The organism is Nonomuraea sp. KM90 (assembly GCF_052246675.1).
Taxonomy (GTDB): Bacteria; Actinomycetota; Actinomycetes; order Streptosporangiales; family Streptosporangiaceae; genus Nonomuraea.
In genome coordinates this window covers 1-11,382 of the sequence record NZ_JBQQCB010000205.1, presented here as the reverse complement: position 1 = coordinate 11,382, position 11,382 = coordinate 1, and the positions used below count along the sequence as shown (strand labels likewise).

The following is an 11,382-nucleotide window of genomic DNA, read 5'->3' as shown; positions in this document are numbered from 1 at the left end:
TGCACGTACGAGGTGTCCTTCTGATTTGGGTTGCTGGAGCGTAGAGAACTCCCATCTTCCCAGGCCAAAGGGCACCTCGCCCTATTTCACGGTTCTTTTGTCAGATTCCCAGCGGTGGATCCAGGCTGAGACGTTCCTCGCCGCGTTCAGGCAGCGCCGCGACTACGACACCGCCCGTCCGCAGGCGCTCCCCTGGTTGTACGGCTTCGCGACCAACTTCATCCGCCGACATCAGCGCGCCGAGATACACCGCTATAAGGCGTACTCGAAAATGCGCGTGCTTCCCGACGCCGACGACGCCGCGGAACAAGCTCTTGACCGGGCCAGCGCGCATGCCGTACGCCGCCCTCTCGCCCAGGCGCTCGCCTCACTCAAGGCCCGCGACCGCGACGTCCTGTTACTCGTGGCCTGGGCCGACCTCACCTACGAGGAGGCCGCCAACGCCCTGTCCATCCCTATCGGCACAGTCCGTTCCCGCCTCAACCGCGCGCGGGGAATCGTCCGCAACGCTCTCGGCAGCACCGACCCCACGACGGAGCAGACCTCATGAACGAACAGACCGACCTGACCGAACTGCGCGACCTGTTCGCCGGCAAGCCGAACCCCACGGCGGACCGCCTCGCCCCCGCCCGTGCCGCCCTTCTGGCCGAGGCCCGCACGAAGCGGCGGCCCCGGGCCCGGGTGGCCGGCCTGCGGCGTGTGATGCTGGCGGGCGGCCTGGTCGCGGCGATGACCGCAGGAGTGATCGCCGTCCAGACGTTCAGGCCTGCCGCGCCCGCGAGCGCCGCCGAGGTCCTGCGGCTGGCGGCCGATGCCGCGATCGCCACCCCGTGGCCGGAACCCCGCGACGACCAGTACCTCCACTACGAGCAGATCGCGGAGACGCGCAGCGAGAAGGGGGTTCCCAACGTCGGTCCGCGCCGCATCACGGGCGAGTTCTGGGAGTCCGTCGACGGCTCCCGCCCAAGACTCAGCTGGCGCAAGCCGGCGAAGTCCGGCCCCTATCGCGGCCCCCACCGCAAGGAACTCGACCCGTGCCCCGGCGGCAACCGCCCCACCTACGCCGACCTGCGTGGGTGGCCGACCGACCAGGAGCAGCTCCGGCACAAGCTGGCCGAATACGGTAAGGAGATGGTCCTCAAGAAGGACACCGCGACCCAGATCTGGCGTGCCCTCATCGTCCTCGAACGCCCGGTGCCGCCCAAGCTGCAGGCGGCCATCTTCAAGATCGCCGCGACCCTGCCGGGCATCGAGACAGAAGAGCTCAAGGACGCCACCGGCAAAACGGGCATCGCCGTGACCCGGGTGGACAACCTGGGCGGCGGGGGCGCCATCTCCCGCCAGTCCTTCATCTTCGACAAGACCTCCTACGTCTTCCTGGGCGGCCAGGAACTCGTGCCGGGACGAGGGCGTGAAGTCTGGTCCGTCACCCGTCCGCAGATCGCCGACGCGCTCCCGGCCTGGTCCAAGTCCGTGAAGCGGAGAGGCTGCGTCTGAGCCTGCATCCACCGGACGACAGGCGGGCCGCGCCGGCCACTTGGCTGCCCGCCAACATCCAGCAGCCGGGCAGCTGGCGCCGCGCCCCAGCATCACCACCGATTCGAACGCCTCGTGCAAGATCAGCGACGGAATCGGCAGCATGGCCCTGTGTCCGCTGGTGCAAGGCACCGCTCGGGCATCTCCAGGCCGACGGCCGCATGATCGTGGTGATGTTCCGTAAGCGGATCCTCGACCGGAACACCCGCCGGCCGAGACAGCGCCCCAGGTCGGGGTGTTCCGTATAGGTGTTCCGCGAACCGTTCCGGTGAAGGCCCCCTATCCGGAACACTTGAAGCCGTGAACGGAAGCCGTGTCGGATACGCCCGCTGCTCTACCGACGAGCAAGACGTGATCATCCAGACCGAGCAACTTCTCGCGCTCGGCGTGCCCGAGGAGCGGATCTACATCGACCGCGGCTTCTCCGGCACCACCCGCCGCAACCGCGCCGGCCTCGACCAGGCCCTGGCCGCCGTATGGGACGGCAGTGTATTCACCGTGACCAAGTTCGACCGGTTCGCCCGCAACATGTCGGAGGCCAACGAGATCCTCACCGGCCCGTCCGGACGCGGCGTCCTGTTCGGACTCGGCGGCTCGGTCTACGACTGGAACGACCCGTTCGGGCGGCTGCTCCTGCAGGCCTTGGCCATGGTCGCCGAGTTCGAGGCCAACCTTGGGCACCTGCGCACCCGTGAGGGCATGGCGCTGGCGAAGAAGAGCGGCAAGCTCAAGGCAAGCAACCCAAGCTGCCCAGCCCCGCCCGGCGCTCTATCCGCCAGCGCTACGCCGAGGGCGAGGTGTCCTTGGCCGACTTGGCCACCGAGTACAGCGTCGGACGTTCCACCATCCACCGCATCATCCACGGGCCAGAGGCCTCCAGGTAGAGCGGTCGCACGCCGAAGCTGAACATCAACTTTCGCGCAAGATCATTCTCAGCGCCAACGGCTGTTCCTGGGTTCCCGACCCCGACCATGGCGGCCAGCGAGCTCGTCGATGCGATAAGGAACGCTCGTCGGTCCACTGGCCCTCCCACTTCGCCCAGTACTTTGACGCTACCCGCCGGAGTCCACGGCGACTCCAAAACGGCGCAGTCGTCGCAGAACGCCAGCAGCAGCCAGGCGGGCCAGCCGCGGGCGCGCACCTCCCGCTGGGGGATGTCCAGCAGGTCCGCCATGGCGAGTTGGGTCGTGATCTGCGGGACGGCGACGCCGGCGACCCACCGCGACACCTTCTCCCTGCGCTGCGCCATGCCGCCGTATCCCAGCGCGCGGTGCCGCGCGGCCACCAGGCGCAGGAACGTGACGGCACGTCCACTGCTGGCGGGTGAGCAGCAGTGCCAACGGGTGACGTTCTGGTGCGGAGTCCACGGGGTCGGCCCCCTGGTCGGCTCACCCTTCAGTGTGTTCCGGCCGGGCGGGGTCTGGGAAGGGCCGGCCAGCAGAAAGGCAACCCAAGGCAACTGGTCGGCAACCGTAGGCAACGCCGTAGCTCTTCACGAGGCCGCGCGGCCAGTCAACCGTGGAGGCAAGCCGCCCTGCCGAGGAGACCACACCGGAGTGGGGCGGCGGCCACCCTCCCAACCTCAAGGAGGTCCTCATGACGGTCACCACAGCAGCCACACGCTACGGGCCGCCGGCAGGCGGATGGCGGAATCCGCGCTCCTTCATCGACGGCGACGTATGGGACCGCCAGATCAAGCTCCTCGTCCGCGACCATCCGTGGGACGAGGTCATGGCCGAGCGGTGCTTCGGCCAGGCGATCGCGTACCTCATCACGGCCATGGAGAAGTGGGGCCAGCGCCTGGAGATCGGCTGCGGCCCGCTGATCGACCGCGCGGTGCACGCCTTCATCCTCGACACGCGGAACTACGCCGCCTTCTGCGCCAAGTACTTCAACGGCGAGTTCCTGCACCACGTCCCCGAGATCGAGTTCAAGTTCGACGGCTCGGTCGAGAAGACGGCTCATGTCGTGGCCGGCAACGGCTTCGAGGTGGACTGGTCGCTGTGGGCGGCCGACTTCGCCAAGTGCACGCCGTGCGCGCCGGGTACTGAGTGCCAGTGATCAAATCCGCTGGCAAGGGCCGGGAACGCGCAGGGCGTTCCCGGCCCTTCGCTGCGCCACCCGGGTGGAATTCGTGTGCCGTTCTTCGGCGATCAGCACAGGCAGCGCGCTACCGTGACGCGGGTCCTGTCACCCGCGTCCCAAGGTGCTCGCCATGCCCACCGTGCCCCAGACGCCCCACGTGCCCGCCGTCACCGACCACATCGCTTACTGGGACCGATACGCCACCGGCATCCGCAAAAGCGACACGCCGTCCCAGGACGCGTTGAAGCACGCCTTCGGCTGGACCCAGTACGAGGGCCACGGCCCGGGAGACGAACTGCTCGGCGACCCGGCCACCGCGCTGGAGCTCGGCTCCAGCCGCGGGCACGCGGTCGCCGCGCTGGCGACCAAGGGCATCGACGCGACCGGCGTGGACCTCTCGCCCGTGCAGATCGAAGGTGCACGAGACCAGTGGGGCCACCTGCCGAACGCGCACTTCGTGCAAGCGGACGTGATCGACTTCCTCACCCAGGCCGACCGGCGGTGGGAGGCGATCTACTCGATCTTCGGAGGTCTCTGGTTCACCGATCCCGAGCGGTGGATGCCGCTGGTGCGTGAGCGTCTGGCCTCGGGAGGCAAGCTGGTGTTCTCGTGCGCGCCGGCGGTCCCGGGCAGCTACGGCATCCAAGGCATGTACGGGGCGGGCTTCACCGGACCGGCGACGTGGATCTTCTACGGATCTACTACCGGTGGGCCTACGAGCCGGACGTGTGGGCCCGGATGCTGGCCGAACACGGGTTCCGGAACGTCGACGCCTGGGTGGAGTCTGCGCCGGAGCCGGGGTACGTGGGGACACTGATCGTCCAGGCCAGCGCATAGAGGCACCAGAACGGGCCGCTGCCTCAACAGGCTCAGCGGTGGCGGGGTCACTGCTGGCCGTGTCACCCATGTATCGGCCTGGACCTCCCACACGGCAAGCGGAGAATCAGGCGTCGCGCCGCTCGATCGCGTACCGCACTGCGACCCGCGACCCGTCCCGGCGGGTCACATTCACCTCGACCACCCGGCCCTGCGCCGAGCCCGCCGTGGCGATCGTGGCCCGGGAGACGCAGAGCACCGGCCCGCCGGGCGCCAGGCCCAGCAGCTCCTTCTCCTCGGCGGTCGCCGGCCGCGTGGTGATGATGCCCTGCCAGTCGAGCGCGCCCCAGCCGAGGTCGAGCTCCATGCGGTCGTAGATGCCGCCGGGGCCGGTGTCGGCCGCCGCCAGCACGGTGCCGGCCGCCAGGTCCGCGGGCAGGTAGGAGGTGGCGAGCTGGACGACACGGCCGGTGGCCGGGTCGCCCATGACGCGGTCGCGGATGACGACCGGGTCGCCGGGCTGGAGGCCGAGCATCGGGGCGACGTCGGGCGGGCACGGGCCTTCGGTGATGGTCGGCGGCCGAAGGGCGCGCAGGTCCTGCACGGTCTGGCTGAAGTAGTAGCCGATCTCGTCGCGGTAGGCGTAGGTGTCGAGGGGCAGCGCGGCCCGCTCGGGCTGCTCGCGTACGGTCGTGCCGCCGCGGCGGACCGGGATCACCAGGCCCTCGGCGGTGAGCGCGGCGACGGCGCGGCGGATGGTGGTCCGGCTGCAGCCGAACATCTCCTCCAGCTCGTCTTCCTTGGGGATTTTCGTGCCGGGTCGATAGATGCCCTGTTTGATGTCTTCGCGCAGTTTCTGCGCGACTTCCTCCCAGCGCGCCACGGTGCCTCCTCTCCTAAGCCGCCATTACATCACTATCTATTGATGGTTAGGTACCATGCGCGCACACTCACAATAGGTCACTACCTATTGTCAAGGAGGGTCCGTGCTAGAGGACTTCGAGCGCGGGCGTGTCACCGCGTTCTTCCGCCGCGTCGCCGACTCCACTCCCGTCACCGACCGGCCCGCGAGCCTCGTCATCACCCACCTGCTCGCCGAACGCCCCCGGTTCCTCGAGGGCGTCGGCCGCCTGTCCGACTTGGCGGCCGTACTGCCCAAGCCCCGCAGCATCGACGAGACCGCGCTGCGCCAGATCAGCACCAGCATGCAGGTCGACGAGCTCAACCGCGACCGGCTCGCCGATCCCGAGCAGGCCCTGGCCTACGTCGAGTCCCGTGCCGGTGGCCGAGACCTGGTCCTGCTGGACGTCGGCGGCTACTTCGCACCCGCCCTGGAGCACCTGCACCACCACTTCTCCGGCCGGCTGCTCGGCGTCGTCGAGGACACCGAGAACGGCCACCAGCGCTACGCCGCGCTCGACAAGGTCCCGGTCCCCGTCTTCAGCGTCGCCCGCTCCCCGCTCAAGGATCCGGAGGACTACCTGGTCGGCCAGTCGGTCGTCTTCAGCACCGAGGCCCTCGTCCGGCGCCGCGACGACATCCTCAACGGCCGCCCGGCCTGCGTCATCGGCTACGGCAAGCTCGGCCGGTCCATCGCCGAGATGCTGCACGCCAAGCACGTCGGCGTGACCGTGTTCGACACCTGCAGCGTCCGCCGCGTCCAGGCACTCTCCCAGGGCTACCGCACCGCCGGCACGCTGGCCGAGGCGCTCACCGACGCCGGCATCGTGGTCTGCGCGACCGGCAACCTCGCCCTGAAGGAGGACGACTTCACCCGGGTTCCCAACGGCGCCTACATCGCGTCCGTCACCAGCTCCGACGACGAGCTGGAGCTGGCGGCGCTCGCCGGCCTGTACACGCGCACACCGGTCGAGGAACACGTCACCAGGTACGCGCGCACCGGCCACTACTTCTACCTGCTCGCCAACGGCAACGCCGTCAACTTCTTGCACGGTGCGTCGGTCGGCACGTTCATCCTCCTCGTGCAGGCCGAGATCCTCGCCGCGCTGGGCCTGCTGGCCAGCGGGGAGCACGACCCGGGCATGTGGGAGGTTCCCGCCGATGTCCGGCAGTCGATTGCGGCGACCTGGCTGACCTACTTCCATGGGGTGTCATGACCGTCACCCGCGACGAGATCGCCGCCGTCCTCGGCCGCTATCTCAACGCCCACCCCGACCGCGCCGCCGACGTCGAGCCACTAAGGCAGGCGCTCAGCCGCGAGCAGGACCTCGCCTCCCGGGCGACCACGCCTTTGCACGTGACAGCGTCCGCTGCGGCGATCGACGACACCGGCAACGTGCTGATGATCCACCATCGGGCACTGAAGAAGTGGCTGCTGCCCGGCGGCCACGTCGAGCCCGGGGACGCGAGCCTCTACGGCGCGGCCCTGCGGGAGCTGGAGGAGGAGACCGGCATACCGTGGCAGCACGCCGTATCCCCGCCGGCGCTCGACATCATCCCCGTGGACGTCGACGTCCACGAGATCCCGGACAACCCGTCCAAGGGAGAACCTGCGCACCTGCACGCCGACTTCCGGTTCGCGTTCTGGGCCAAGGAATCCACCATCACGATCCAGCCCGAGGAGGTGACGGCGTTCGCGTGGAGAACGCCGGCGGACCTGCCAACGCCGCGGCTGGTCGCGAGCGTCGCCGCGATGTGAACTCAGCTGGTCAGCGCCCCGCTCCCTGGAGGACACCGTTGGCGAAGTAGATCAAAAAGCAGCGGCCCCATGATCACGGATGTGATCATGGGGCCGCTATCGTTGTTCCTGCTCACGGATGGAGTCGTGGGTGTCGCTGCGTTCGACTGGTTCAGACCAGATCCCGGCCGCCACTCTGGCGGTGGCTCGGGCTGCCTTCCCGAAAGGCAGCCTGGCGATTCGTATACGGGATGCGCTGGGCGTCCTATTTGAGGACGCGGACTTCGCGGCAGCTTTCTCCACCCGCGGCTGCCCGGCACTGTCCCCTGCTCTCTGGCGTTGGTGTCGATCCTGCAGTTCGGAGAGGGACTGTCCGATCGGCAGGCGGCCGAGGCGGTGCGAGCACGGATCGACTGGAAGTACGCGCTCGGGTTGGAGCTGACCGACGCCGGCTTTGGCTACTCGGTGCTCAGCGAGTTCCGTGATCGCCTGATCGCAGGATCGCTTGAACAGAGCCTGTTCGACACGATCCTGGAGCGTGCCGACACCGCCGGGCTGCTACGAGCCGGCGGCCGACAGGGCACCGACTCCACTCACGCTGCGCCACGAGGCGCTCTGTCATATCTCCGGTTTAGCCGGGAGAAACTCGGAGGAGGGTTTCTGGGTCTAATGACTTACCTGGATCTGAAAAGTGAAGGGAACCGTAGCATGTCAGGAAAGTATCGCTTGTGTTCAGGCGTATGAAGCAAGGCGATACGGGACCCGCGCGACATGGTCAAAGCTGAATTGCCTGGACCCCAATCTCCAGAAGGTGCAATCGAGTCTCCCATCGGAAAGACGCCTGAAACCGGTGCCATGCCCTGTGCCGATATAACGTGAGGGTCGGCGCAACCTCCGGGGTGTGGAGCGACTCCCAGTGAGGGAGTTCAAGGGGATGAATGGGCGACCTAAATCGCGCTATGACGTATGACAGAGACGAACGTGGGATCACCTAAGGGGCGCGAGCCCTATGGTGACAGAGGCCCCGTAATAGTCGTCAGATTAACGCCCGACCAGGGAGGACGGGAAGGCCGTCCGCAGGGCGAAGGGGGCTAGGTGACCGGACACTCAAAAACCGCGAGGTATGCGTAATGCAGAACGCCGAAACGGTGTTGAAGGTCCTCCGTGAACGCGGGAGGCGTGGCCTGCCGTGCAACGAACTGTATCGACAACTGTTCAACCCGGACTTGTATCTTGTGGCCTACGGGCGCATCTACTCCAACGACGGGGCGATGACACCCGGGGCCTGCGGGGAAACCGCAGACGGCATGTCCATGGCCAAGATCGAACACATCATCGATGCGATGCGCCACGAGCGCTACCGATTCCAACCCGTGAGGCGCGTCTACATTCCCAAAAATAACGGGAAACGAAGGCCCCTCGGCCTGCCGTCCTGGGCGGACAAACTCGTCGGTGAAGTGGTCCGGCTCCTGCTGGAGGCGTACTACGAGCCACAGTTTTCTCGCCGATCGCACGGTTTCCGTCCCCGCCGTGGCTGCCACACCGCCTTGAGCGAAATTGAGGAGACATGGGGTGGGACGACCTGGTTCATCGAAGCGGATATCGCTGACTGCTTCGGGAGCCTTGACCATGAGGTCATGCTCTCGATCCTGTCAGAGAGAATCCACGATAACCGGTTCCTTCGGCTCATCAAACAGATGCTGCAAGCCGGATACTTGGAGGATTGGGAATGGAATGCCACGCTCAGCGGAGCCCCGCAGGGCAATACCACTTAGTTAAGCTGTTCGGCATTCGGTTTTCCACATTTCCACCGCCGTAGACGGTTGGTTCTGTGGATAACCCTCTAATTTTGCGATTCTGCTTTCTCCCGTGCCCTGCCTCTGATTATCTTTTCGCCATGGGTGAGGTGGTAGGAGGATCGGCGGAGGTTGCAGGTACTCGCCTGACCGATCGGATCGGTGTGGGGGTCGTGACGCGTCTTATCAATCGGGACCTCGTCGATGAGGTTCTGGCTGAGACAGGGCGGGTCGAGCAGAGGTCACGCCTGTTGCCGGCGCGCGTGGTCGTCTATTACGTGCTGGGCCTGTGCTTGTTCTTCGGAGAGTCATATGAAGAGGTCATGCGCCTTCTCGTTGACGGCCTACGTTTTCTGGGAACATGGCGGAAAGCCTGGAAGATCCCGACGACAGGGGCGATTACCCAAGCCCGCCAACGGCTGGGTGCCGAGCCATTGCGGGAATTGTTCGAGCGGGTGGCAGTGCCGTGTGCACAGCGGGGCACCCAGGGTGCATGGCTTGGTTCACGTCGGCTGATGGCGATCGACGGATTTATACTCGACGTGCCAGACACCGAGAACAACGATAGAGCGTTCGGCCGGTCCGTAGGCGTGAAGAATCCAGCTCCGTTTCCGCAAGTACGTGTGGTGGGACTGGGCGAATGCGGGACCCATGCCATTGTCGCCGCAAGGCTGGGTCCTTGGCGGATCAACGAACGCGTTTTCGCCGAGCGACTTATCGCTGATTTCGAACAGGATATGCTGGTCATCGCGGATCGAGAATTCTACAGCTATCGTTTGTGGGAGGCTGCGGCTGATTCAGGAGCGGACCTGCTATGGCGCATGCCGGCTGGCCCTAACCTGCCTGTCGTCCGTGCTCTTCCGGACGGCTCATACGAATCATTTCTGCTGGATCCGAGAGTTCGCGGTCGCCGAGCAACTCAACGACACCGCGGATCAGCGAATATCGAAGAGCCGTCCGGCATTCCGGTACGGGTCATCGAGTACGAAGTTACGAATCGGGAGGGCAAAGGCGAAATCTTCTGCCTGATAACGACGATCATGGATCCCGATGCGGTAAGCGCTGCCGAACTGGCCGCCGCCTACGAGCAGCGCTGGGAGTTCGAATCAAGCCTCGCTGAGATCAAAACCCATCAGCGCGGCCGGGGCGGCGTGCTGCGTTCCAAATCACCGCAGATGATCGAGCAAGAGATATGGGCGTTCCTTCTCGTCCACTATGCGATCCGGCATCTAATGTGCGAAGCAGCGGAACAAGCCGACATCGATCCCGATCGATTGTCCTTCATGAGATCTCTCCGCGTCATCCGCCGCCGGGTCACCGATCAGGCGGGCTTTTCCCCCTCAGCGTCTAGCCGATGCCCTGAAGACGACACACGCTGAAATCATCGAAAGACTCAACCCGCGCCGGAGAAATCGCAGTACCCCGCGTGTCGTGAAACGCGTGCATGTCCACGCCTATAGAGCAAAACGCCGCACCGACGCCACAATCCTCCATCCGGATCCACCGCACATCAGCATCCTTGCAGTGGCCTAACTAAGTGGTATTGATCTGCAGCGAGGCGACCGTCAGCGCCGCATCATGGTGTTCGGACATGGCATAGCCGAGCAGCCGGATGGTCTCGTGGCACACATGCATCTTCGCCCGCTCCGCAAGTTGGGGGTGTCGCGACGACCGCTAATTAGAACGGAAGTTTCCTGCGCGGCCGGGGCATCATCGCGCGCGATCGCCCGCAGCGGGATCGAGTCCAGCCAGCGCCTGGGACGTCACCGGTGGATCGTAGAAGTGACGGTTTCGTGGCTGGCCGGCCGCCGCCGCTTACATTGACGGTACGAGCGTCGGGCCGACCACTTCGCGTCCTTCGCCGCCCTCGCTGCAGCCCTCATTTGCCACCGCCGACTCACCAAATGAGTCACCGTCTTAGGCATCGACCTCGAAGTGGTCTCCAGAAAAGCTCGTCAAACGCCACTGGGTCATCGAACGCAGCCTGGTCGGGCTCATGCAATATCGCCGTTCAACCCGCGATTACGAGACTCTGTCCACCAGCTCTCAAGCGATGATCCACCTCGCGTCGATCAGCAACCTGACCAAGCGCATAACGGACGAGACCATCCCGACCTGACGAGGCGCCTCCTAGAACATAAGCCGCAATCCACTCAAATCAAATGCCCTCTGAGACTTCGGCTGCGCCTGGACGAGCCGGGCTGGTTCGCCGCGGACCGGCAGGCAGGTCGGCCGGGGGCGCGGCCTTGGCCCAGCGGTGCGCGAGCGAGCGCAGCTCGGCGTCGCCCGCGGCGGTCACCACCAGGGCGTGCGCGGCCTCCTTGCCGGGGGCCACCTCGTAAGCGAGGCCGGGGTCGATCGCGGCGACCGCGGGGGAGAGCCGTTCCTCCAGCCCCTCGGGCTCGCCCGCGGCCACCATCGAGTCGAGTTGCGGCCTGGTCTCCTGCCACCACGCCCAGAAACCGGCGATGGCCTCGTCAGGCCCTTCGGCCCCTTCGTCTGCGTCCTTGC

At 66.2% G+C, this 11,382-nt stretch carries 10 protein-coding genes and 4 pseudogenes; 12 read left to right on the top strand and 2 right to left on the bottom strand.

The genetic code is table 11. The features are described from left to right. The 5 genes from ACTWPW_RS60385 to ACTWPW_RS60365 all read left to right on the top strand — a co-directional run. A partial coding sequence (locus ACTWPW_RS60385; protein WP_443174440.1) for an RNA polymerase sigma factor occupies positions 1 to 550 on the top strand: 550 nt, incomplete at its 5' end. Further along, a complete protein-coding gene (locus ACTWPW_RS60380; RefSeq protein ID WP_443174439.1) occupies positions 547 to 1,497 on the top strand; it encodes a CU044_5270 family protein in 951 nt (316 codons plus the stop codon). The genes ACTWPW_RS60385 and ACTWPW_RS60380, both read left to right, overlap by 4 nt. Positions 1,498 to 1,887: 390 nt before the next feature. Further along, positions 1,888 to 2,442, top strand: coding sequence for a recombinase family protein (locus tag ACTWPW_RS60375; RefSeq protein WP_443174438.1), 555 nt, complete (start codon positions 1,888 to 1,890; stop codon positions 2,440 to 2,442). A 690-nt stretch (positions 2,443 to 3,132) separates the two neighbouring features. Beyond that, positions 3,133 to 3,597 carry a glycine-rich domain-containing protein gene (locus ACTWPW_RS60370; protein ID WP_443174437.1) on the top strand — a complete coding sequence of 155 codons (465 nt, stop codon included), beginning with the start codon at positions 3,133 to 3,135 and terminating at the stop codon, positions 3,595 to 3,597. A 154-nt stretch (positions 3,598 to 3,751) separates the two neighbouring features. Next, complete coding sequence (locus tag ACTWPW_RS60365) at positions 3,752 to 4,438, top strand: class I SAM-dependent methyltransferase (RefSeq protein ID WP_443174436.1); 687 nt, start codon at positions 3,752 to 3,754, stop codon at positions 4,436 to 4,438. Positions 4,439 to 4,564: 126 nt separating this feature from the next. Here the strand turns inward: ACTWPW_RS60365 and ACTWPW_RS60360 are convergent, their stop codons facing one another. Then, on the bottom strand, positions 4,565 to 5,320 hold the full coding sequence (locus tag ACTWPW_RS60360; protein ID WP_443174435.1) for a GntR family transcriptional regulator: 756 nt from the start codon (positions 5,318 to 5,320) through the stop codon (positions 4,565 to 4,567). Positions 5,321 to 5,423: 103 nt separating this feature from the next. On the opposite strand from ACTWPW_RS60360, the gene ACTWPW_RS60355 reads away from it, so the two are divergent. From ACTWPW_RS60355 to ACTWPW_RS60325, 7 genes and pseudogenes are all read left to right on the top strand, one after another. Beyond that, positions 5,424 to 6,554 (top strand): adenosylhomocysteinase, encoded by a 1,131-nt coding sequence (locus tag ACTWPW_RS60355; protein WP_443174434.1) that lies wholly within the window; start codon positions 5,424 to 5,426, stop codon positions 6,552 to 6,554. Continuing rightward, entirely contained in the window at positions 6,551 to 7,096 is a 546-nt protein-coding gene (locus ACTWPW_RS60350) for an NUDIX hydrolase (protein WP_443174433.1), read from the top strand. Before ACTWPW_RS60355 ends, ACTWPW_RS60350 begins: the two co-directional genes overlap by 4 nt. Before the next feature lie 130 nt (positions 7,097 to 7,226). Continuing rightward, positions 7,227 to 7,672: pseudogene (locus ACTWPW_RS60345) on the top strand (transposase); the annotation flags it as partial. A gap of 533 nt (positions 7,673 to 8,205) precedes the next feature. Beyond that, positions 8,206 to 8,850, top strand: a complete 645-nt coding sequence (locus ACTWPW_RS60340; RefSeq protein ID WP_443174432.1) for a reverse transcriptase/maturase family protein — start codon at positions 8,206 to 8,208, stop codon at positions 8,848 to 8,850. Positions 8,851 to 8,972: 122 nt separating this feature from the next. Beyond that, positions 8,973 to 10,250 carry an IS4 family transposase gene (locus ACTWPW_RS60335; RefSeq protein WP_443174431.1) on the top strand — a complete coding sequence of 426 codons (1,278 nt, stop codon included), beginning with the start codon at positions 8,973 to 8,975 and terminating at the stop codon, positions 10,248 to 10,250. 318 nt (positions 10,251 to 10,568) lie between these two features. Next, positions 10,569 to 10,779: pseudogene (locus tag ACTWPW_RS60330) on the top strand (IS5/IS1182 family transposase); the annotation flags it as partial. A gap of 31 nt (positions 10,780 to 10,810) precedes the next feature. Beyond that, positions 10,811 to 10,990, top strand: a pseudogene (locus ACTWPW_RS60325) (IS5/IS1182 family transposase); the annotation flags it as partial. 39 nt (positions 10,991 to 11,029) lie between these two features. Here the strand turns inward: ACTWPW_RS60325 and ACTWPW_RS60320 are convergent. Continuing rightward, a pseudogene (locus ACTWPW_RS60320) lies at positions 11,030 to 11,382 on the bottom strand (DUF695 domain-containing protein); the annotation flags it as partial.